We start from the raw sequence: 21677 nt of genomic DNA on the forward strand, positions 1-21677 counted from the left end.
CGACGGCGACGCGGCCGGCGACGGAAGTTGAAAACTTGCGCCTCGGATCCAGGGGGGCACACTGCCCCACAATGGCGGACTCCGGCGCCCCCAAGTCGCAGCCTCCGCTTCCGAAGAAGCGGGCGATCCAGCGCTGCCCCAATTGCGACATCCGCTGCGACGTGAGCCTGTTCGTGGACGGGTCGCTCGCGCGCTGCGGCCACTGCGGCGTGCGCTTCGAGGTGCATCGCGAGAAAAGCACCCCCCCGCGCGCCGTGCCGCTTCCGGAGCCGCCGAAATTGCCGCCGCCGCCGGAAGCTCCATTGCCCCGGCTCGACGGCTTCATCGTCCTCGAGCGGATCGGGCAGGGCGGAATGGGTGAGGTCTTCCGCTGCAGCCGCGATTCCGACGGCCTGTTGGTCGCGGTGAAGATCCTGACGCCGGAGATGGCGGCGGTCCCGGACTACGTCCGCCGCTTCGGCCGCGAAGCCGCGGCGATGGCGCAGCTCGACCACCCGGGCATCGTCCGCCTGCGCGGACGCGGCAAGGCCGGTCAGCACGTCTACATCGCGATGGAGCTGATCGACGGCGAGTCCCTGCGGCTCTGGGCGCACAAGAACCGCCCCGGCGCGCGCCAGCTGGCGATGCTGCTCGCGCAGGTGGCGCATGCGCTCGCGTACGCGCATGCGCGGGCGGTGGTGCACCGCGATCTGAAGCCCGACAACGTGCTGGTGACGAAGGACCTGCGCACCAAGGTGCTGGACTTCGGTCTCGCGGGTTTGCACGCCGAGGGTGCCCAGTGCCTGACGCAGAGCAACGTCGCCATGGGAACCGCCAACTACATGGCGCCCGAGCAGCGCAAGGACGCGAAGCGCGCGGACCACAAGGCCGACATCTATTCCTTCGGCGTGATGACCTACGAGCTGCTCACGGGCGAGCTGCCGGTGGGAAAGTTCGCGCCGCCGTCCAAGCTCGTCGCCGGCCTCGACCCGCGCTGGGACGCCTTGATCGAGCGTTGCCTCGAGCCGAACCCGGGATCGAGGCCCCACAGCGCCCTCGAGCTTGCGCACGCCCTCGAGGCGCTGGCCGGGATGACCAAGGCCATGCAACTGGCGCCGCGCACCCGCAAGAACACCCGAAAATCGGGCGTCTGGTCATGGCTCGGAATTGGAACCGCCGTCGCGGTGATGCTCGGGGTGGCGGGGTTGCGCGTGTCGCAGGAGCACAAGTCCCCGAAACCCTCGCTCGCGCGAGCCTTGGCGAAGAAGTCCGCGCAAAGACTGCGTTAAGGCTTCTTGCTCCCGTTCCGCGGCTTGTAGAAGATCACCACCGTCAAGCAGTGGAACTCGTTGTCGCTGGACTGCGTCACCGTGCGATCGACGATCTCGAGGTCTGCGTTTGCCCGCAGCCAGCGCGTCACCTGCTCACCCAGATCGTCCCGCTCCTTGGCCTTCGTCGCGGAGAACACCTTCACGCCCGTAAACATCCCGCCCCTCCGGGGTGTTGACCGGCGAATCATCCACCCGGCCGTCCGGATGTCAAATCAGCGGGCTTGCCGAAGAGCAGGGCCGCGCCCACCCTATGCGCGAGGGTAGAAAATGGCGAGGCCGGCGGAACGTATGAACTCGGCGCGGAAGCGCGAACTCGCTATCGAGTTCATCCGGAAGATCCGCGCCATGGATCGGAACAAGCTGCACGAGCTGATCCTCGGCGAGGCCGGCGAGGAGCTGGCTCAGTTCTTCCTCATGTACGCGACGGATCTCATGATGCGCGAGCCGCAGCGCGCCACCGAGAATGCCTCGTCGCTGCTGCTGATCGGGTACCTGATCCGCTGCTTCGAGGAAGATCTCGACCGCCGCAAGTCGCTAGCGGACAGTCCGTTGCTGCACTAGACGCTGTACGGTCTCGAGCAGTAGCCGCAAAGCCGCACCTCCGGTGCGGCAGCGGCTGGCACCGCAGGCGAGCGATACCTACGTTGGCGCCATGCAGGCGCCCACCATGCCCTCCAGAGATGCGCTGCAGCGGCTGCTCGACGGGCTGCAGACGTTCATCCGGGAGCATCTGGCGCTCGCGCGCGTGGAGATGAAGCAGGACCTGCGCGCCATGGGCAGGGACCTCGCAGTCGGAGCGGCCGGAATGCCGGCGCTCGGGGCGGGATATCTGCTGCTGATGGTCGCGATGTCGTTCCTGCTCTCCAGCTGGCTGCCGTACTGGGCGGCGTTCGGAATCGTCGCCTTGGCGAATCTCGTGACGGGCGGCACGCTGACCTGGTCGGGCACGCGGCGCGTCATGCGCGACCGCGTCGACCTGCCGCGCACGGCAGAAGAGCTCCGCCGCGACCGGCGGTGGCTCTCGTCGATGAAGCAGGGCAACCGCCCGGCGGAAAATGCGCTGCCGCAGCCGGTTGCGATCGCGGACCGCGGCGGCCCGTCCGATGCGGCCTCGCGATGACGCACAGGAGGAAGGTGATGGCTGAAAACCCCAGGGACGCCGCTGCCATCCGGGCGGGAATCGAGCGGGCCCGACAAGACATCGAGCAGTCCGTGAATGCCCTCCGCGCCAATGTGTCGGAGACGTTGAACTGGCGCAGCTTCGTCCGCCGCCATCCCGGCGCGTCGTTCGCAGGCGCTCTCGTCGCGGGTCTGTTCATCGCCCGCATGACGTCGAGGTAGGCCGTGGGCGAGACGCGAAGCAAGACGCAGTTGCCGATGTCTGGAATCGCAACGCCGCCCGCCGCAACGGAGGAAACGGAGGCATTCCGGCGTGGCCTGGAGCTCGGCCGCGACTATGCCGAGAAAGCGGCGCGGAAGATCGGCGCGTGGGCGGAGGAAAACCCCGGCCACGTCCTCCTCGCCGGACTTGCCGTGGGCTTCGTCCTGGGCAAGCTCCTCTTTCGCCACCCGGCGCCGATCATCGACGAGCCAGGCTAGCCCGGCGCCGGCTGTCCCACAACGCCGCGGAGGTCCGCGCGCTGCCTTCGGGGCAGCCGCTCAACGGCCGCGGTCGGTCGGCGGAGCGCGGACCACGGGCTCTGCCCGCGCCGCGGGCGACAGCCCGACTCCGTGGCGATACACCAACGCTCCGCCGAGAACGGTTTCTGCCATCAGCACCGACGCCGCCGCGAAAGCGGCGGCGAGATAGAGCGTGCGGGCGCGCAGGGGCAAGGCGAGCTTCGAGGCGGCTCGCCAGGCTGCGACCGGAACCCAGATCGCCGCCGAAACGTAGCCGAGCGCCTCGTGCAGATGCAGAAGCGCTTCTCCCGCGGCGCTGTGCGCCCCGAGACCTGCCTCTGCTCCCCAGCCGCTGGCGACGGCGAGGAGCGCAAACCCGGTGCCGAGCAACGTCGTCCACCGCCCGGTATAGAGGAGGGCCTCGCGACGCAGCAGCAGACCGAACACGTCGGCGAGCGGCGCAATCAAGAGCAGCCCCACCGCGAAGTGCACGAGGAATGGGTGGAACTCGCCGGCGACCACCGCGTCATCCTGCCGGTCGCCGGAGGGTGAGGCAAATCAGCGGTCCGGATATCGGGCGACCACTACCGTGTGGATTCCGCCGCGGACGAAGAAGTCGCCGATGACTTCGCAGCGCCTCGGTTTCAGCGTTGCGACGAGGTCGTCGAGGATCCGGTTTGTCACGGCCTCGTGGAAGACGCCTTCGTTCCGGTAACTCCAGAGGTACAGCTTGAGGCTCTTCAGCTCCACGCAGGTGCGATCCGGCACGTACGCGATCTTGATGGTGGCGAAGTCGGGCTGACCGGTCATCGGGCAGACGCAGGTGAACTCGGGACATTCGAACCGGATCTCGTAATCGCGCGCCGGACTCGGATTCGGGAACGTTGCCAAGGACTTGCCCGGCTCGGTGACCTTCCGCGGCGCCAGATCGGCCTTCATTCTGCGAGCCATCGCGTGCGGCGCGTCGTAACAGGAAACCCGCTCCGCCGCCAGCCGGCGGGGTGTGTGGTTGCGGGGAGGGGTGAGGTCGAGTACAACAACGCACCATGTCGAGAAAGGCCGACCCCAGCAGTCGTCGTTCTCCTCGCCGCCGGAACACAGAGCTCGTTCCGCCCGACCCGCATCTGCGCCCCCACCGCAAGGAGCCGGCCGAGGCCCCCGACTCGGACTTCGGCATTTGCCTGGCGCTCGCTCCTGCTCTCCGGCGTCGCAGCGATACGTAAAATCGCTCGGGCAGTCGTAGGGTTGCCCTTCTGTTCAGCAGTGAAAACCGTTGCGGCCATGGAAACCACCGTGACCGATACGCGGCCGCAGTTTTCGCGCATTACCGAAGGATCGAAACGGCACTCCTGGCGGGCAGCCGTCCCTGCGGTCGTCGTCCTGGTCATCTTTCTCGGGCTGATCGCCTACCTGGTCTCGAGCGTCAGCTCCTACTCCCAGAGGGCAAGCACCGCCGAACGCGACGCGAATCAGTACCGCGACCAAGTGGCTGCCATGGGCAAGCAGGTCGGGGACTTGCAGAAAGACGTCTCCCTCGCGCGTAGCCCGGGTCGCACCACGGTGATCGTCGAGGCGGCGCAGCCGGCGAAAAAGGGGGCCGCGCCCGCGACGAACCGCTCCTGGGCGGCAGTGACCTGGGGCGAGCTTCCGACCGGCAAGAGCTGGATGCGCGTGAACGCCTACGGACTGTCGCAGAACCTCGACGGCGGCAAGGCGTACCATCTGTGGATGGCGCCTCAGACCGGCGATCCGGTCGACATCGGCGCCATCGACATCGATCAGAACGGCAGCGGCTTCGCCATGAAGGCGGACCTTCCCGGCGTCGAGCAGGGGAAGGCGGTCATGCTGACGATCGACGCCCACGACGCGAAGCAGCCGGGCGAGGTCGTCGCCAAGGCCGATCTGCCGAAGCTGCAGCCGACGATGACCGGTGCGGCTCCGCAGGCGCAGGACACGCAGCAGACTCCCGCGTCGGAGAGCAAGGCGAAGGCCGGCACCGATACGCAGCAGATGCACCAGACCGGGAAGTAGCAGACTCGCCCAACCCCCCTCGATCCTTGACCGAACCGGCGCTCCCCCGTACGCTCTGCGCTCTTCCGGGCGCGCGCAGCGGCGGCCGTTTGCGGGGGCATCATGGGCGAAGAAGGAACTCCGAAAACCGAGATGATCAACCCCGCGCTTCTCGACGGGGTCTCCGCCAACTTCATCGTCAAGGGGCCGAGCGGTGTCGAGAAGGCCTATCCGATGCGCGCGATCACGGTGACGGTCGGGCGTTCGGACCAGTGCGACATCGCGGTCAAGGACAGCTCGATGTCCGGTCGCCACGCGGAAATCAGCAAAATCAACGGCGAGATCCGCGTCAGGGACATGGGCTCGGCAAACGGGATCTGGCTGAACGGCGAGCGCGTCGACGACGTGGAGCTGTTCGACGGCGACGTGCTGCGGCTCGGTCAGACCTCCATCCGCGTCGACGTGGTCGGCGGACGCAAGCGCCCCGACGCCGGGCTGAGCCCGAAGGTCCTCGCCGGGATCATCGCCGGCGTCCTCGTGCTGGCGGGAGCGGGAATCGCGGGCGGCCTCTATCTGAAGAAGCGCGCCCAGACCAAGCGCGACCGGGCGACCTTGACCGCGTTCATCGCCGCGGCGCGCGAGAGCCAGAAGAGCAAGCCTTGTGCCGCCGCCGTCGACAAGGTCGGCGACGTGGCCAGGACGCTGAACACGCTCGGCAGGCCCTCGTCGGCGAATCCGCCCAAGGGCGACGAGGCGCGGCGTGTCGTCGCCGGGTACCGCGAGCTGGCGAAGACCTACGATCGCATCGCGGTGTCGATCACCCAGTTCGCTGCGCAATCCACGTCCACCGCCGCCGCGCTGACCGGCTCCGCGGAGCAGATCGCGGACTCCGACATGCGGAACAAAGTGGCGGAGGCGCAGGAGCTGGTCGAGCAGCGCACGCAGGTGACCGGCACGTTCATCGCGGACTGGAAGAAGCTCTCGCAGGCGACGAGCAGCTACGCCAACGTGGCCGACCAGGCATTCGTCCAGGGCAACAAGGCGCTCTACTCGGAAGTCGACCGCGGCATCGCGGCGAAGACGGCGCAGGAAGTGCTGGTCAATTGCAACCGGAACTTCGACCGGGCCAAAAACAACGTCGAGGACAAGCTCAAGGAACTCGACGATGTCGCCGGCGGCGCCCCGGCCGAGTGAGCTTGCTGCCGATCTGGATCGCCTGCGCGCTCGTCGCCCTCGTCGGCGCGGGCGCGCTGTCGTTTGCGGCACGGCTCAGGGCGCGCCACCGCCGTTTCCTCGACGCTCCACCGCCGCCGGCGCCAGGCGACGCGGAGCGGATCCTCGATCAGCCCCAGGCCCTCTATCATGGGACGCGATTCGCGGACGGCTCCGCGCTGCTCGCGCGGGCCTGGAAGGAGCCCTGCGTGTGCGACGTCTGGTGCACGGACGCGGCGCTGTTCATCCGGCGCGAAGGGCGCGAGGCCGTGCTTTCCATCGCCCACGCGGAGGTCGCGGAAGCGGCGCTGCACCGCGCGTACGCGCCCATCGCCGAGAAGGAGCTGCCGATGATGCGCCTGCGCTGGCGGCGCGGCGGCGAGGTGATGCAAACGGAGCTGTCGCTCCGCGGCGGGATGGCATCGCTGGAAGCGCTGCGGCGCGAGATCCATTTGCGGCAAGGGAACGTCGCGGAGCAGCTTGCGCCGCTGCTCGAGCGGACGCCGAAATGAGGGTCACGGCGCTGGGCAGCGGCGATGCCTTCTGCTCCGCCGGACGCGGCCACACCTGCTGGCTGGTGGACGACGCGCGCGGCGCCTTCGCCGTCGACTTCGGGGCCACCGCGCTTGCGGCGCTGAAGCGCCTCGGGCGCGACCCCGACCAGATCGACGCCGTCCATTTCACTCATCTGCACGGAGATCACATCGGCGGGTGGCCGTTCCTGCTCGTCGATGCGGTCTACCGATCGCAGCGCCGCAAGCCACTCCTCGTCACCGGTCCGAAGGGCACCGGCGAACGGCTTCAGGCGCTCTGGGCCGCATGCTACGCCGCCGCCGCGGAGCGCCCGCTGCCGTTCGCTGTCGAGATGCACGAGGTGATGCCGGGCGATCGCCTCGAGGTCGCCGGCCGATCGCTGCTCGCGTTCCGCGCCGCGCACATGAGTCCTCCGCAGATCGCGTTGTCGCTGCGGATCGACGATCTCGCGTTCACCGGGGACACCGGCGAGATCCCGGACGGCCTCTGCGCCGGAGCGCGGATCCTCTGCGCGGAGTGCACCAACCTCGGCGAGAGCAGCGACCAGCACATCGGCTGGAAGACGCTCGGCGCGAAGCTGCCGCGGGTCCCGATGGTGATTCTCGGCCATCTCGGGTCCGACGCGCGCGCCGGCATCGCTCCGCCTGCGGGTGTGCGCGTGTGCGACGATCTCGACTCGGTCGAGCTATAAGGCGGCCCATGGACCGCATCGGGCAGCTGCGCAACTTCATCGCCACTCGACCGGACGATCCATTTCCACGCTATGCGCTGGCGCTGGAGCTGAAGGGCACCGGCGACGCGCGCGGCGCCGCAACGGAGCTGCAGGATCTTCTCGCGCGAAACCCGGACTACCTTGCCGCATACCTGCAGCTGGGAATGCTTCTCACCTCGCTCGACCGGGCCGACGAAGCGCGCGAGATCCTCGTGCGCGGCCAGCAGGTTGCGCGCTCGCAAAACAATGGCCACACGCTCTCGGAGCTTACCCAGGCTCTGGAGACTCTGCCCTCGCGGTAGGTGCAGGTAAGCAGGGCGCGATTCCTTGACTGGTGATCTGCCGGAGGCGAGGATCGCGAGAGCAATGAAACCCAAAAAAGTCCTCGTCGTCGATGATTCCAAGCTGCTGCATCGGATGTTCGAGATGATGCTGCGCGGCTTCCCGCTCGTCCATGCGTTCGACGGCCGGGAGGCCCTGGATCGCCTCGCCGAGCACAAGGACGTCGAGCTCATCCTCCTCGACATCAACATGCCCCGGATGAACGGGCTCGAGTTCCTGACTGCGGTGAAAGCGCACCCGGAGTTCGCGCGGATCCCGGTGGTGATCATCACCACCGAGGGGACCGAGGACGACACCGAGCGCGGGATGCAGGCGGGCGCCGCCGCGTACGTGAAGAAGCCTTTCCGCAACGAGGAGCTCATCGGCGTCATCAACAGGCTGACGGCGAGCCCCGCGGCTTGAATTCGCGCATGGCGGCTCCCGAGCAGCTCCCGTCTCAGGTCGGGTCCGCGCTCGATGAGCTGCGCGCGACGCTGGACCGCGCCGCGGAGCTGGCCAAGGAGATCGGGAGCAGGCCGGAGAGCGCCGCAGAATTGTCGGCGCGGCTGGCGGACGTGCAGTCCGACCGCGACGAGCTGTCCACCAAGCTGGCGGAGTACGAGCAGCAGGTCGGACGGCTGATGAACCTCTACGTCGCAACCTACCAGCTCCACGCTACGCTCGATCCCGGCGAGGTGCAGGCCACCATCGCGGAGATCGCCATCAACCTGCTCGGCGCCGAGCGGTTCGTCCTGCTCTTCTGGAAGCACGACGGCGACGAGGCGTCGGGCGAATGCGAGGTCGCGTTCGCGCAGGGAATGGAGGACGACAAGAGCGGCCTCTATCCGAATGGCTGCTATCGGGGGGGAGACCCGGCGGTCGACGCGACGCTCGCCGACGGGGGGCTCCGGATCGGTCCCATCGACGGCTCGGAGGCGCTAGCGTGCGTGCCCCTCACCATGCAGGGCGCGCGGGTGGGGGCGCTCGTCATCCTCAAGCTCTTCGATCACAAGGCCATGCTGCGGCCCGAAGACCGCGATCTCCTCGACCTCATCGCGGCGCACGCCGCCTCCGCGCTGTTCGCCGCCCGCGTCTATTCGACGACGGACCGGAAGCTCAAGACGCTGGAGAGCCTCGTCGCGCTGGTGCGCAGGCAATAGTGCCCCATGAGCCTCTCCGGCAACCTCCAGGACGTCTCCGTCGCCGACGCGATGCAGTTCATCCACCTCGGCGGCAGGACCGGGACGCTGACGCTGCTGCGCGGGGACGTAAAGGCGGAGATCGGGTTCCACCAGGGCCGCATCGTCAACGCCTCGTCGCCCGGCACGAAGCGGCTCGGAGAGCTCTTGCTGGAGGCCGGCGCGATCGAGCCGCCGACCCTGGGCGAGGCGCTCAGGAAGCAGGGGGAGGAGCACCCGCGGCGTTCGCTCGGACAGATCCTCGTGGCAATGAAGGCGGTGGACAGCGATACGATCTACCGCACCATCGAGCAGCAGATCGAGCGGACAGTCTACGACCTCGTCACCTGGAACCAGGGCACGTTCCACTTCGCTCTCGACGATCTGAAGCCGATCGACGACATCGCGGTGGTTCCCGGCGACGTGATCCGGCACCTCAACCTCGACACGCAGATGGTCCTGCTCGACGCGCTTCGCATCTTCGACGAGCGCAGCCGCCAGCAGCGGGAGCAGCGCAACGATACGCCGGCGGCGAGATCGGTCCCGCCGATCACGCCGATGCCGGTTACCCGCTCCGCGCCGACGCCGACGCCGGCGAACGGAGTAGGTCCGCTCGCGGACGAGCCGCGAACGCGGCTGCAGGTCGTGTCCACCGAGCGGGAGCTCGCCGAACGGCTCGCACATGTACTTCCCGGCATCACGGTCGCCCGGGTCAACGTGCGCGACGCCGGTACTCCTCCGCCCGGAGAGGCGCCGCCGCTGGTGCTGCTCGACATGCGCAAGGGAGGCGTCGGACTGGACGCGGTCTCGGCATTGAGGCGCGCGCGTCCGCGAGCGTCGATCCTCGCCCTGATCGACGGCGACGCGCCCGCCGCGGCGGCGTACCAGGCGGGGGCGCTGGCGGTGCTCCCGGCCGAGCTGGAGCTCGTCGCTGCGTGCTTTCGTTCCGTCGCGCAAAACCGGCAGGATCTGATGACCGGCGGCTCGCGCGCCGACGGGATCAACGCGAACTTCGCCAAGCTGCGGCGCATCGTCGGCGATCTCCGCAGCGGCCTGATCTCGACCACCATCTCGCTCAGCCTGATGAACATCATCAGCGAGTCGGTGGAGCGCGCGGTGCTGTTCCTCGTCCGGCGCGAAGGCCTCACCGCGCTGGGCGCATTCGGGAACAGCCCCGGAGGTCAGTCGCTGGCGCAGCTCACCCGCGGGCTGAAGATCGAGCTGGCCAGCAAGAACGCTCTGACCGACAGCCTGGCCGATGGCCAGGTCCGGTCCATCCCCTTCGACGAAGCAAGCTTTCCGGATGCCTTCCGCGCGCTGGTGGGGAAGCCTCGCTCGGGGGAGTGCGCGATCTTCCCGGTGATGGGCGGGCAACGCGTGATCGCGCTGGTCTACGCGGACAACGGTCCATCGAATCGCGCGATCGAGGAGCTGGACATCCTGGAGCTGGCCGCGGCGCAGGCCGGGCTGGCGTTCGAGAACGAGCTGCTGCGCCGGCAGGCGACGCAGCCGCAGTGAGGCCGGCTTTGGGCACACCGGAGATCGAGAAAGTCTTCCAGGCGGGGGCAAGCGACGCGCAGATCGTCGCTGCGCTCCAGGAGTCCGAGCCGGCGTTGCGCGACCGCGCCATCGCGCTGGCGGCGCGGCACCTCGCCCCCGAGACGCTGGGCCGTTTCGTCGGCAACGACGAGAACGCCGTGCTGCGCAACGCGGCGCTCTCGGCGCTCGAGCGGCAGGGGCCCTACGCGGTGCCGCATCTCGTCTCGCTCTCGCGCGGCGAGAACGCCGAAGTGGCGATGTTCGCCGTGCAGATCCTCTCGAGGATCAAGGATCCCGGCTCGGCGCGAGCGCTCTTACCTCTGCTCGAGCACGGCGACTCCAACATCGCGCAGGCGGCGATCGAGGCGCTCGGAGCGCTGAAAGCGCGCGAAGCGGTGCCCGGGCTGATCCGGCTGCTGGACGCCGATCTCTGGTTGCAGTTCGCCGCCGTCGCTGCCCTGGGCGAGATCGGCGATCCGCGCGCCGTGCAGGCGCTGCTCGACGCGGTTCCCAACGAGATGCTCTCGGAGCCGGCGGTGGACGCGCTGGGGCGGATCGCCTCTCCGGAGGCGCTGCCGCGGCTCCTCACGCTGCTCGCCGATCACGACCGGCTGCCGCTGCGCGACGGCGTGTTGAAGGCCTGCGCCGCGATCCTCGAGGCGCAGCTCGCGCCCCCGTCGGTCTTCACGCGCTTCCGTCGGAAGCTCGACGAGGAGCGGCGCGACCCGGGAGTGATCGAGTACCTGGGCGGCCTCCTCGGTTCCGACGAGGTGGCGCTGGCGCGCGCCGCGGCATCGGTTGCGCTCGCTGGACACCTGGAAAAGCTCTATCCCGCTCTCGTCCAGCGGGCATTGTCGCCCGACGCCGAGGAAGCCCGCTGGACCGCCTCCCTCTGCCGCAAGCACGAGCGCGCCGTGCGGACGGCGCTGCCGGAGCTCCTCCGCAGCGGTGACGCGCGCGTCCGGCGCGGCGCGCTGATGTGCGCACCGGCGGATCCGGCGACGGTGTCGCTCCTCGTCCCGCTGATGCGCGACCGGGACGCCAACGTCCGCGCCGCGGCCTGCCAGGCGCTGGGAAGGTGCCGCGACGTATCGGCCATTCCGGCTCTGGTCGAGCATTTCGGCCGCGGGACACCGCCGGAGAGCGTGGCGGCGGCGGAGGCGCTCGGGAGCATGCCGGGACAGAGCCTGATCGCGCTCGCTCCGTACCTGGAGGCCGAGGAGAAGGTATTGCCCGCGTTGGAGATCCTCGAAGCCGCGCGCAGCCCGCTGTTCCCGGACAAGATCGTCGAGCTGCTCGATGCTCCCCACGCGCCGGTTCGCCGCGCGGCGCTACGGGTGCTCGTGAACCACGACGACGTCGACGCCGAGGAACATCTCGTCCGCAAGCTCCAGGACGCCGACGAGTCCGTTCGCATCGAGGCGGTGGAGCTGCTGGTGCGCAACGGGTCGACGCGCGCGGTCCCCGCGCTCGTCGGGTTGCTCGTGGTCTCCGACGATCTGCGGTATCACGCCATCCGCGCGCTGGGGCGGCTGCATGCCGAGATTGCCGCCGCCGAGCTGGAGCGGCTGTTCCCGCGCGCGACGGGTCACGAGCGGCTGGAGATCGTCGCGGCGCTGATCCGCATCGGTGCGCCGGGGCTTCTCCAATTCCTCAAGGCGCGGCTCAAGGACGCCGAGCCGGAAGTGCGCCGCGTGGCAGCGGACGGGCTCGCGCGCGTGGTGCCGGCGTCCGAGCTCTCCTTGCTGGTGAAGCTGGCCCAGGATGCCGACTGGAGCATCCGCAACCACGCCGGCTGGGGTCTCGGGCGGCTGGCGCTGCCCCAAGGGCGCGACGCGCTGCTGGCGCTGGTTCGCGACACCGAGCCGGTGGTGGCGCGGACCGCCCGCTCTGCGCTGGCGAAGCTGCCGCATTCCTGAAGCGATCGGCCCGGTTCGAACCGCGTTGCTTTTTGGGCGCGGCGTGTCGACCGTCAAAGAATGTACAGCGCGATCCCCGGAGCGGCCATGCTCTCGCTCGCTTTCTCGCTCGTTCCGGCGAGGGTGCAGGCGCCGCTGGGTCGCGCTCCAAAGCCGCAGACCGGCCTCACGACTCCGAAGATGTGGCAGGACCGCACGGGGCAATTTGCGCTCGAGAGGCCGGCCGCGGAACGCTGGATGTTGCGCGGTGGTGTTCGCGGACCCGATGGCGAGGCCGTCCCCCTCCTGGCGATGTCGCAGGAGACCGGCGCGCAGCTCGTCGTTCAGACTACGGACGGGATCCATGACATCCGCCTGCTCGCCCGGATGCTGATGGAAAACCTGGCCGGCGAGTCGCGTGTGCACGTCGAGGACTTGCAGCGCGTGCTCGCTCGCGGAGGCGAGGCCTACGGCTTCTCGTTCACCGTGGCCGACGAGGTGCGGGGCCGCGTCGCCGTCGTCCGCGCCGGCGATCATGTGGCGCTTGCCGTGGCGAGCTGGCCGATGGGCGCGCCGCCCGAAGTGGTCGACGACGTCGATGCGATGATCGGCTCTCTCGGGCCGGTGCCAGGAGCTTTGGCTCCAGGGGTTTTCTGAGCCGAAGCGCCACGGCCGTCAGCTGATCGTAGAGGGCAAGCAAATCCGCGGACAGGGCTTTGCGGTGCGCGGCGATGGTTGCCTCGTCGCCGCGAAGCGCGGGTCCGGTGATCGCCGCTTCCGGCGGCTCGCGGCGAAGCTTTTCCAGCGCGCCGAGCGCCAGAGGCAACAGCGCAGCGCGGGCCTGCGGTTCGGGGAGGCCGGTCGCCTTCCGGAACGCGCGCGTCGCCTCGGAAAAGAGCGCCACCTGCGCGCCCGCCGCCAGCACGGCGGCCGCATGGTACAGGGCGCGAGAACGATCGCGGGTGAGGAGCGGCGTCATCCCGAGGCGAACGGCGAGTTGCGCGAGATCCGCGGCCGCGCTGGGATCGCTGCCGGAAATGCCTGCGGCGAAGCCCTCCAACACGTCTCCGTCGGCTCCGCGAAAGGGCCGCAGCGGGTGCAGCGATCCCGTCCGCGCGCCCTTCCGCCGCGCGGCAGCGAGCGGCGAGAGCCCGAGCGCGCCGGCGAGATGCGCGACGAGCTGTCCCGGGCCAACCTCGAGCCGTCCGCACACCTCGGAGACCGCCTGATCGGAGACGGCGAGCAGGACCACGTCCACATCGCGCAGCGGCGGCGGCTCGAGGCCGCTGCGGCGGTGCCAGGACGCGAGCACGCGCACGCCGGAAAGCGGCAGCGCCCGGAGCAGCGCCCTTGCCACCGCGCCGCCGCCGAGAACTGCCGCGGTCTCGATCATTTCCGCCGGAACTCCACTCCGCAGCCGCCGGCGCACGCGAGGAGGGTCTCGCCGCTGTTCACGCGGCCGGCGAGGATCTCGTCGGCGAGCGGGGATTCGACGAGCCGCTGGATCGTCTGCCGCATGGGCCTCGCTCCCAATGCGAGCTGGTATCCACCGGAGGCGATCAGGTGATCGACGAGCCCGGGACCGGTGCGGAAGGCGATGCGGCGCTCCTCCCACAGCCGGCGCGAGCTGTCCGCGAGGAGAAGTTGCGCGATCTGCGCCACCTCGCCGCGCGCGAGCGGAGCGAAGACGAGCTTCTCGTCCAGCCTCCCCCACAGCTCCGGTGGAAAGGCGGTGCGCGCCTGCTCCAGGGCGCGCGACGCCTGCGCGGGATCGGCAAGCTCTCGAGCGTCCTCTCTCGTCGCGCCTGCCGGCTGGGCGAAACCCATCGGCCGCTGGCTCTCCCCGGCGAAGGCCGACGCGCCGAGGTTGCTGGTGAGGATGACTGCTGCTCCGGAGAAGTCGATCCGCCGTCCCCGGCCATCGGTCAGCTGTCCTTCGTCGAGGACCTGGAGCAGCAGCTGCAGGACCGCGAGATGCGCCTTCTCGGCCTCGTCGAGGAGCACCACGCAGGCCGGCCTTCGTCGAACGGCTTCCGTGAGCAGGCCCCCCTCGCCGTATCCGACGTATCCCGGGGGAGCGCCCACGAGCCGTGCGGCGGAATGCGCCTCCGAGTATTCCGACAGATCGACCCGGACCAGGGCACCGTCGAAGAGCTCGTCGGCGAGCGCGCGGGCCGTCTCGGTCTTTCCCACGCCCGAGGGCCCGCAGAAGAGAAAGGAGGCGAGCGGCCGCTGCGCGGAGAAGCCGGCATAGTTCCGGCGCACGGCGCGCGCGATGGTGGAGAGATTGTGCTCGTGCCCCACGATGCGGCTGCCGAGCCGTTTCTCGAGGCTAAGGAAGCGCTCGCCGTCGGGTTGCAGGAGCCGATCTTCTGGCAAGCCCGCCATCCGGGCGACGGCGCGGGCGACGTCGTCGCGTGTGACCGCTGTCCGGGCCTCGCGGCGTGCGCGCGAGCCCGCCAGGTCGACCGCCGCGAACGCCTTGTCCGGCAGGCACCGGTCGCGAACGTACCGCGCGGTGAGCTGCGCGGCCGCGTCCAACGCCTCGGGAAGGAACCGCACGCGATGATGCTGCTCGTATTGCGCGGCCGCTCCGCGGAGGATCCGCGCCGCGTCCGCCGGCGACGGCTCGCGCACCAGCACCGGAACGAAGCGCCGTTCCAGCGCCGGATCCGTCTGGAGGTGCTTCTGGAACTCGTCGTGCGTCGTGGCGCCGATGCAGGGAAACTCGCCGCGCGCGAGCGCCGCCTTCAGCTCATTGGCCGCATCCTGCGGTCCCTCGCCGGCGGCTCCGGCGCCGATCAGCATGTGAAGCTCGTCGACGAAGACGATGAAGCGGCCGTCGGCGCGCTTCACCTCGTCCTTGATCCCGATCAGGCGTTCGCTGAACGAGCCGCGCAGCTGCGTTCCGGCCACCAGGCCACCCACGTCGAGCTGGAGGAGAACGCGGTCGCCGCCGAGCATGCGCAGCGCGAGGCCTTCGACGATGGCGGTCTTGCCAACCCCGGGCTCGCCGACGAGCACCGGATTGTTCGACCGGCGCTTGCCGAGGATGTCGAGGAGCTCCTCGGTCTCGCGCTCGCGGCCCACTGCGGGATCGAGCTTTCCTTCGACCGCCAGGGAGGTGAGGTTGCGCGCATGGGTGGCGAGGAAAGGGTATTCGCGCGGGTCCAGCGCCCCTGGCGCCGGCGGGCGCGCGGGTCCCGGTTCGGGCGCGGGTTCGCGTTCAGGGCCCCGGTCGATTTCCGCGGTCGGGGGCAGGGTAGCGACGCGGACTTGCGGAGTGGACGGTTGAGGGGCTTGCCGGGTCACCACCGCGGCCTTGGGCGTCTGCGCGGCGGCGACGGCGACGTCCCTGCGCCGCGGGATCGCGCCCGTCAGATAGCCGAGCGCGGTGGTCCGCAGGGTGGCCGTCGGCCCGGCGGTGCGTTCCAGCAGTGAAGCGGCGGTGCTGCGGGAGAGGCGGGTCAACGCGATCAGCAGATGAAGGCCCCCCGCCTGTGCGTTGCCGCAGTCAAGGGCGAGCTGCCGCGCCCTCTCGAGTGCGTCGGCGAACGAGGCGGAAGGCTCCTCGGGCGCCTTTCCCAGCGCGGTGAGCTCTGCGAGCACCCGGTCTTCGTCACAGCCCCGCTCTCGCAGGAGCACGTCGGCGGGGCCGGGCACCGTGAACGTCGCCAGCAAGAGGTGATGGGTGCGCGGAGGCTGGCCGACGCTCTTCGCGATGTCCTGGGCTTCGGCGGCGATCTGCGAGAGCTCGGCGGAATCGAGGGGCATCGATGCCGGCATCCTCGCCCACAGCGATCTTTCGACGCAAGCGCGAAGCGGCTCAAAGACGCTGCGCGATCTCCAACACCGGCCGGAAGAAGTCACCGTCGCGGCGCAGCCGGTCGAGGGCCGCCTCTGGCGTGAAGCCGAGCCTGCGCGGCTCGGAAGACAGCTCCTCCCATCGCAACGGCATCGAGACGAGCGGAATGCGAGTCGCGCGCAGCGACCAGGGTGCGATGGTCGATCGGTTGGCGTCGTTCTGCGCCCAGTCGAGATAGACCTTGCCTGATCCCTGCGCCTTCGACGGCATGTCCGTGACCATGTCCGGGAGGTCCGCCGCGGTCGCGCGCGCGAGCTCGCGCGCGAACGGTTTCGTCTGCGTATAGGTCGCGCTGCCGTTGAGAGGAACGTACAGGTGCAGGCCCTTGGCGCCGCTCGTCTTGACGAAGCTCTCCAGGGGCCGAAGCTTCGCGCGGAGATGCAGCGCGACGGCGCAGCACTCGCCGAGGCCCGCGGGAGGACGCGGATCGAGGTCCAGCACCAGCGCGTGGGGACGGTCTGGCGTCGATGCGGGCGCGAGAAAGGGATGGAACTCGATGGTCCCCAGGTTCGCCGCCCAGAGCAGCGCCTCCGTATCGTCGATCAGGCAATAGCGTACCTTCTTGCCGCTCGGTCCCGTCACCGTCGTCGTGTGCGCCGCGCCTTGCGGGCAGTTGCTCTGGTACCAACCCGGCCCATCGACTCCGTCGGGGAACCGCGCGAGCGTTACCGCCCGGCCGGCGAGATGCGGCAACAGTGCGTGTGCGGCGGCGCGGTACCACTCGATCATCTGCCCTTTCGTGAACGAGGGCCAGAGCGCCTTTTCCAGGTTCTTCAGCACGCGAGCTGATCCGTGCGGCAGTGCTCCGGGTCGCGGTCGGGACGCCAGCGGAGGAAGCGCGCCGGATGGCGGAAGCGGATTCCGTCGAGCTTGTCGTAGGCGACCTCGCAGACGCGCACGGGATGGACCGGCACCCAGTCCTGCGTCATCTCGCTTGCCACCCAGCGACCGGCGGATCCCGGAAGGCGGCCGATCGGGCTGCGGCCGAGGTTGAACCCATGCTCCCAGGGGTGTCCGGACAGACTGCACGCCACCGGAATCAAGTCCTGGAACAGCTGCCGGCGTTGCGCAGCCGTGAATTGCGAAGCGACTCCGACATGGACGAGGAGGCCGTCCTGGTGCAGCCCGAGCAGGAGCGAGGCGACCCCCGCGCTGTCCAGCAGCGGCCGGAACCCCCCCACCACGCAATCGACGCTGTGCTGCGGCTTGATCTTGATCCATCCACGCCGGCCTGGCTCGTAGCGTTGATCCCGGCGCTTGGCGATGATGCCGTCGATCCCCTTGCCGGCTTCGAGCCATCGCAGCGCAACCGCAGGGTCCGCGGTGATCGGCGTCAGCGACAGCGGCGGCTGGAGCGTCAGTCTCTCCAGCGCCGCCCGTCGCTCGACGAACGGCCGCGCGGGATCGGTGAGCAGATCGAAGATCACGTAGCTTGCGGGAGTGGACCGCCGCAGCTCCTCGACCCGCGTCCGCGAAGGGTGCAGCCGGTTGAGCAAGGCGCCGAAGTCGGAACCATCCACCGCCGGCACCATCAACTCCCCGTCGAACACCTGGCGGTGCTCGCGGAGCGGCTCGACGATCTCGGGAAAATAGCGGGCGAGAGGACGTGCGTTGCGGCTCCGCAGATCGACTCCGCCGCCGGCGCAAGTGGCGATGCAGCGGAATCCATCCCACTTGGGCTCGTACAGGTAGTCGCCGAGCGGCAGCTCGCGGGCGAGCTGCGCAAGCATCGGTTCCATGCCTTCAATTTGTGAGCGGATCCGGCGCTGCGAAGCCTGCCAGCAACTCTCCGGTCAGCGCCCGGCGCGGGGGGCGCCGGAGGACGTCATTCCGGCCCGGGGAGTGCGGGTGGCGCAGATCCAGTCTCGAGCGGACGATGCCGCCGCGAGTGCGATGAACGAACGTCACCTCGGGTCCGCGCACCGAATCGACGATCCCGACGTGGGAGAGACCACGGCGGTACGTGTCCCGGAAGAAGACCATATCGCCGGGTCGCGGCTGGTGCCGCAGAGCCCGCCGCGCCCTCGCGACCCGATGCAACCAGGAGACGCCGTTCTCCCGGGGACGAGGAGGAACCACGGCGAGGTCGACCCCTTCGCGCGCATAGATGGTGCGGACGAATCCGGAGCAGTCGTCGGTGGCGCTCCGCGAAAGCTGGCGCACCGATCGCAGGCCCGCCGCCGACTGGGCGTGCTCGGCCAGCCGGCTTCCCAGGACCGACGCCAGCAGCAGAAGAAGCATGCGGGCGGGAAGGTGCTCACTCGCCGGCCGCCGAGGAATGGGCGGCAGGACGGCGCGCGGGGTGCCGCGCAAGCTCCTCTACTTTCTGACGATTTTGCCGCGTGAGTCGAGCTTGTATCCGGCCGGCAGGGCGGCCTCGACCTTCGGCGTATACCCTTTGACGTCCCATCCGGAGTCGGCGAGCAGCCCCGCCAACGCTTCGCGGACGCGGGCGTTGCTGCCCTCGTGCGCCTTGAGGAAGTGCTGGATGAGCGGCTCGCGGCCGACCGGGTCCTGCTGGCGCGCGATCACTTCCGCCGCCGCGATCTGCACCTCGTCATCCATGTCGTCGAGGAAGGACAGGACGGCCGGGGCAATCTCCGCCGACTTGTGCGTGGACAGCGCGTGCAGCAGCAGCACTTTCTTCTCCGGCACGCGGCTGTATTCGCCGCCGGCCTTCCTCGCGACGTCGACGAGGAATTTCACCACTTCCGCTTCGGGCAGGAGGCCTTCCAGCGCGCGCAGCGGCCAGGAGATCTCCTCGCGGTTGGAGATGAAGCGCTTGACCGAGCCGAGCGCGACCTCGCCCGCCTGCGTGATCAATGCCAGTACCCGGGCCTTCTCGTCGTCGTCGGTGATTCCCGGGTCGACGCGGAACGTGTAGCGGGTGAGAAGCGCGTCGATCGCGGCGTCCGTCTTCAGCGCGCCCAGCTCCTCGATGGCGCCCTGGCGGTTTTCGGCGGGTCCGAACTTGGTGGTCGCCTTCTTCTGCAGCCGCCGGATCTTTCCCTCCGGCCCGCCGAGTCCGAGCATGTCGAGCAGTCCCATGGCGCCCTTCTACAGCACGACGTCTTTCCGCACGTCGTTTTTGTACAGCCGCTGCAACACGGCCGTCGCCTCGCGCGCCTGGGGGGAATCGGGAGGGAGGACGATCTGCAGGACCACGTAGAGGTCGCCACGCGGGGCCCCGGTGGCGCCGCCCTTCAGGGCGGGCAGACCCCGGCCGCGCAGCCGCAGCTTGCGTCCGCTCTGCGAACCCGGCGGGATCTTCAGCTTCACGGCGCCCTCGAACGTCGGCGCGGTGACCTCGGCTCCGGCGAGCGCTTCCGCCGGCGTGATGGGAAGGTCGAGCAGCAGATCCCGTCCCTGCACCTGCACCGTGGGGTGCTCACGTACGATGATGCGCAAGTACAGATCGCCCGGCTCGGCTCCGCGCTGACCAGGACCGCCCTGACCGGGCAGCCGCACGCGCGACCCCGTCTCGACGCCGGGCGGGATCTTCACCTTCAGCCGCGCGGTCTCCGGAACGGTCCCCTCGCCGCCACAGCGCGGGCAGGGGTCCCGGACGACCCCCTCTCCCTGACAGCGGGGACAAGGCGCGCTGAACAGGCCGCCCATGCGCACCTCGCCCGAGCCTCCGCATTGAGGACAGGTCTGCGGGCGGGAGCCGGGTCTGGCGCCGCTCCCTTTGCACTCCGGGCACCGGGCAGGACGGTTCACGACGATTTCGCGCTCGGCGCCGAGCACCGCATCGCGCAGATCCACCTCGATCGAGGTTTCGGCGTCGTCGCCCACCGTGGGCTCCGCAGGGCCGCGCCGTGCTCGCGCCGCGCCGCCCTGGCGCCGGCCGAAGAGGTCCTCGAACATCGATCCGAGATCGGAGGGATCGAATCCTGCGCCGCCGGAGAAGCCTTCGAAACCCTGGAATCCCTCGCCGAAGCCGCCGGCGCGGGCCTGGCGCTGAAACTCGCGCGCCTTCTGCTCGTCGAAGCCGGGCCGGGTGGAAATCTCGCCGAATTCGTCGTACAGCGCGCGCTTCTTCGGGTCGCCGACGATCTCGAATGCGCCGGACACCTCCTTGAAGCGCTCTTCCGCCTTCTTGTCCCCCGGGTTCATGTCCGGGTGGAGCTTCTTCGCCAGCTTCCGGTACGCCTTCTTGATCTCCTCCGCCGACGCCGTTTTCGACACGCCCAGCGCGGAGTACGGATCCTTCATCACTGCGCGACCGTAACCACGCGGCCGAGGGTGGTCAAATGGCGTTTCCGAATTCCCCGGGGCGCCGCTCCATCTGTTACCATCCCGGTGTGAGAGCGGTCCCGCTCATCCTGCTTGCTCTCGGTGCCTTCGCCGTCGGCGCCGCCGACCGTCAGCTGCTCGACGAGGTCGTCGCCGTCGTGGAGGCGCACTCGATCACCCTCTCCGAGGTGGCGGCGGAAACCCGGGTCCGGTTGATCGAGACCCAGGGGGCGGCAGCGGCCGCGGCTCCCCTCGATCGACGAATCCTCGCTGCATCGCTGCGCAGGACGATCGAGGAGCGCGTGGTGCTCTCCGAGATGCAGCGGCTGAAGCTCTTCGATCTGGAACCCGGCGAGATCGACGCGCTGCTCGCGCGGATGCGCTCGCGCTTTGCTTCCCGCGCCGACTACGACGCGTTCGCTCGGACCATCGAGCTGACCGACGACGAGATCGGCGCGATCCTGGCCCGGGAGCTGCGCGTCGCGCGGTACCTGGACAACCGCCTCAAGCTCGCGGCGCAGCTGCGCGAGAGCGAGTTGGAGGAAGCGGCGCGGAGAAAGAAGCTCTCCGCGGCCGAGCGCGAGCAGCTTCGCGAGCAGCTCGCGCAGGAGAAGTACCAGCGCCTGTTGCACGAGCTGCTCATCGACCTGCGCAGGCGCGCGAGCGTGCGCGTGCTCGATTCCCTGGAGGCGGCCGGAACGGTCGCGGCGGGACAGTAGATGGCGGTCCGCCTCCGGCCCCGGCTCGAGATTCGGCGGATGACGGCGGCGGACCTCGACGAAGTGATGGTGATCGAGCGGGCCGCCTTCCGGCATCCCTGGTCGCCGGAGCTTTTCCGCCGCGAGCTGGAGCACGACTGGAGCACCATCCTCGTCGCGCTGGAGCCGCTGACGAGCGCCAGCGGCAGGGGCAGCGAACGGATCGTCGGCTTCCTCATCTACTGGCTCGTGCACGACGAGGTCCACATCCTGAACGTCGCAGTCGCGCCGGAGCAGCGCCGCAAGGGAGTGGCGCGGATGCTCATGGCCGAGACGGAGAAGCGGGCGCAGCAGGCGGGCGCGGCGCTCTTGACGCTGGAAGTGCGCCGCTCGAACCAGGCGGCCCTCGATCTCTACCGGGAGTTCGACTACCGGGCCGTCGGCGTCCGGCCAAACTACTACGTCGACGAGGGCGAAGACGCCATCGTGATGGTCAAGGAACTCAAGTCCTCCCGCTAAGCTCGCGCCAAGTCTTCAGGTCGAC

25 protein-coding genes are annotated in these 21677 nt (G+C 69.5%); 15 read left to right on the top strand and 10 right to left on the bottom strand.

Features of this window, described 5'->3' with window-relative positions; all coding sequences use genetic code 11:
- Positions 1 to 71: 71 nt before the first annotated feature.
- Positions 72 to 1268 (top strand): serine/threonine protein kinase, encoded by a 1197-nt coding sequence (locus E6J58_12630; protein TMB36964.1) that lies wholly within the window; start codon positions 72 to 74, stop codon positions 1266 to 1268.
- Here the strand turns inward: E6J58_12630 and E6J58_12635 are convergent.
- The gene (locus E6J58_12635) at positions 1265 to 1465 is read right to left on the bottom strand and encodes a hypothetical protein (protein ID TMB36965.1); all 201 of its coding nucleotides are present in this window, start codon (positions 1463 to 1465) and stop codon (positions 1265 to 1267) included. The two genes, E6J58_12630 and E6J58_12635, sit on opposite strands and share 4 nt — an antisense overlap.
- 133 nt (positions 1466 to 1598) lie before the next feature.
- On the opposite strand from E6J58_12635, the gene E6J58_12640 reads away from it, so the two are divergent.
- The 4 genes from E6J58_12640 to E6J58_12655 all read left to right on the top strand — a co-directional run bounded on the left by E6J58_12640 (position 1599) and on the right by E6J58_12655 (position 2909).
- A complete protein-coding gene (locus E6J58_12640; GenBank protein TMB36966.1) occupies positions 1599 to 1871 on the top strand; it encodes a hypothetical protein in 273 nt (90 codons plus the stop codon).
- Positions 1872 to 1962: 91 nt separating this feature from the next.
- Positions 1963 to 2430, top strand: a complete 468-nt coding sequence (locus E6J58_12645; protein TMB36967.1) for a phage holin family protein — start codon at positions 1963 to 1965, stop codon at positions 2428 to 2430.
- A gap of 17 nt (positions 2431 to 2447) precedes the next feature.
- Complete coding sequence (locus tag E6J58_12650; protein TMB36968.1) at positions 2448 to 2651, top strand: hypothetical protein; 204 nt, start codon at positions 2448 to 2450, stop codon at positions 2649 to 2651.
- Positions 2652 to 2687: 36 nt separating this feature from the next.
- A complete protein-coding gene (locus E6J58_12655) occupies positions 2688 to 2909 on the top strand; it encodes a hypothetical protein (protein ID TMB36969.1) in 222 nt (73 codons plus the stop codon).
- Positions 2910 to 2969: 60 nt separating this feature from the next.
- On the opposite strand, the gene E6J58_12660 is transcribed toward E6J58_12655, so the two are convergent.
- Positions 2970 to 3452, bottom strand: coding sequence for a DUF2231 domain-containing protein (locus tag E6J58_12660; GenBank protein ID TMB36970.1), 483 nt, complete (start codon positions 3450 to 3452; stop codon positions 2970 to 2972).
- Between the two features lie 36 nt (positions 3453 to 3488).
- Positions 3489 to 3869 carry an NADPH-dependent 7-cyano-7-deazaguanine reductase QueF gene (gene queF, locus E6J58_12665; GenBank protein TMB37065.1) on the bottom strand — a complete coding sequence of 127 codons (381 nt, stop codon included), beginning with the start codon at positions 3867 to 3869 and terminating at the stop codon, positions 3489 to 3491.
- A 342-nt stretch (positions 3870 to 4211) separates the two neighbouring features.
- On the opposite strand from queF, the gene E6J58_12670 reads away from it, so the two are divergent.
- The 8 genes from E6J58_12670 to E6J58_12705 all read left to right on the top strand — a co-directional run bounded on the left by E6J58_12670 (position 4212) and on the right by E6J58_12705 (position 12355).
- Positions 4212 to 4961 carry an anti-sigma factor gene (locus E6J58_12670; GenBank protein ID TMB36971.1) on the top strand — a complete coding sequence of 250 codons (750 nt, stop codon included), beginning with the start codon at positions 4212 to 4214 and terminating at the stop codon, positions 4959 to 4961.
- Positions 4962 to 5063: 102 nt separating this feature from the next.
- Complete coding sequence (locus E6J58_12675) at positions 5064 to 6134, top strand: FHA domain-containing protein (protein TMB36972.1); 1071 nt, start codon at positions 5064 to 5066, stop codon at positions 6132 to 6134.
- Positions 6106 to 7377, top strand: coding sequence for an MBL fold metallo-hydrolase (locus tag E6J58_12680; GenBank protein ID TMB36973.1), 1272 nt, complete (start codon positions 6106 to 6108; stop codon positions 7375 to 7377). Before E6J58_12675 ends, E6J58_12680 begins: the two co-directional genes overlap by 29 nt.
- A gap of 8 nt (positions 7378 to 7385) precedes the next feature.
- The gene (locus E6J58_12685; GenBank protein TMB36974.1) at positions 7386 to 7700 is read left to right on the top strand and encodes a tetratricopeptide repeat protein; all 315 of its coding nucleotides are present in this window, start codon (positions 7386 to 7388) and stop codon (positions 7698 to 7700) included.
- A gap of 64 nt (positions 7701 to 7764) precedes the next feature.
- Positions 7765 to 8142, top strand: a complete 378-nt coding sequence (locus E6J58_12690) for a response regulator (GenBank protein TMB36975.1) — start codon at positions 7765 to 7767, stop codon at positions 8140 to 8142.
- Between the two features lie 8 nt (positions 8143 to 8150).
- Entirely contained in the window at positions 8151 to 8879 is a 729-nt protein-coding gene (locus E6J58_12695; protein ID TMB36976.1) for a GAF domain-containing protein, read from the top strand.
- A gap of 6 nt (positions 8880 to 8885) precedes the next feature.
- On the top strand, positions 8886 to 10415 hold the full coding sequence (locus tag E6J58_12700; protein TMB36977.1) for a DUF4388 domain-containing protein: 1530 nt from the start codon (positions 8886 to 8888) through the stop codon (positions 10413 to 10415).
- Positions 10412 to 12355, top strand: a complete 1944-nt coding sequence (locus tag E6J58_12705; protein TMB36978.1) for a HEAT repeat domain-containing protein — start codon at positions 10412 to 10414, stop codon at positions 12353 to 12355. The genes E6J58_12700 and E6J58_12705 overlap by 4 nt, the downstream gene beginning before the upstream one ends.
- 460 nt (positions 12356 to 12815) lie before the next feature.
- Here the strand turns inward: E6J58_12705 and E6J58_12710 are convergent, their stop codons facing one another.
- The 7 genes from E6J58_12710 to E6J58_12740 all read right to left on the bottom strand — a co-directional run bounded on the left by E6J58_12710 (position 12816) and on the right by E6J58_12740 (position 20414).
- Positions 12816 to 13727, bottom strand: a complete 912-nt coding sequence (locus tag E6J58_12710; protein TMB36979.1) for a DUF2520 domain-containing protein — start codon at positions 13725 to 13727, stop codon at positions 12816 to 12818.
- On the bottom strand, positions 13724 to 16108 hold the full coding sequence (locus E6J58_12715; GenBank protein TMB36980.1) for an ATP-dependent Clp protease ATP-binding subunit: 2385 nt from the start codon (positions 16106 to 16108) through the stop codon (positions 13724 to 13726). Before E6J58_12715 ends, E6J58_12710 begins: the two co-directional genes overlap by 4 nt.
- A 52-nt stretch (positions 16109 to 16160) precedes the next feature.
- Positions 16161 to 17228 carry an ATP-dependent DNA ligase gene (locus E6J58_12720; GenBank protein ID TMB36981.1) on the bottom strand — a complete coding sequence of 356 codons (1068 nt, stop codon included), beginning with the start codon at positions 17226 to 17228 and terminating at the stop codon, positions 16161 to 16163.
- On the bottom strand, positions 16973 to 17938 hold the full coding sequence (locus tag E6J58_12725) for an ATP-dependent DNA ligase (protein ID TMB36982.1): 966 nt from the start codon (positions 17936 to 17938) through the stop codon (positions 16973 to 16975). Before E6J58_12725 ends, E6J58_12720 begins: the two co-directional genes overlap by 256 nt.
- Positions 17939 to 17942: 4 nt before the next feature.
- A complete protein-coding gene (locus E6J58_12730) occupies positions 17943 to 18440 on the bottom strand; it encodes a CHAP domain-containing protein (GenBank protein ID TMB36983.1) in 498 nt (165 codons plus the stop codon).
- A gap of 78 nt (positions 18441 to 18518) precedes the next feature.
- Positions 18519 to 19247 carry a HEAT repeat domain-containing protein gene (locus E6J58_12735; protein ID TMB36984.1) on the bottom strand — a complete coding sequence of 243 codons (729 nt, stop codon included), beginning with the start codon at positions 19245 to 19247 and terminating at the stop codon, positions 18519 to 18521.
- Positions 19248 to 19256: 9 nt separating this feature from the next.
- Entirely contained in the window at positions 19257 to 20414 is a 1158-nt protein-coding gene (locus E6J58_12740) for a molecular chaperone DnaJ (protein ID TMB36985.1), read from the bottom strand.
- 89 nt (positions 20415 to 20503) lie between these two features.
- Here E6J58_12740 and E6J58_12745 point away from each other — a divergent pair, with 89 nt between their 5' ends.
- Complete coding sequence (locus E6J58_12745) at positions 20504 to 21154, top strand: hypothetical protein (protein ID TMB36986.1); 651 nt, start codon at positions 20504 to 20506, stop codon at positions 21152 to 21154.
- Positions 21155 to 21652 (top strand): ribosomal-protein-alanine N-acetyltransferase, encoded by a 498-nt coding sequence (gene rimI / locus E6J58_12750; protein ID TMB36987.1) that lies wholly within the window; start codon positions 21155 to 21157, stop codon positions 21650 to 21652. It abuts the gene before it with no gap.
- Positions 21653 to 21677 lie beyond the last annotated feature (25 nt).

It is taken from the genome of Deltaproteobacteria bacterium, from assembly GCA_005879535.1.
Taxonomy (GTDB): domain Bacteria; phylum Myxococcota; class Myxococcia; order Myxococcales; family 40CM-4-68-19; genus 40CM-4-68-19.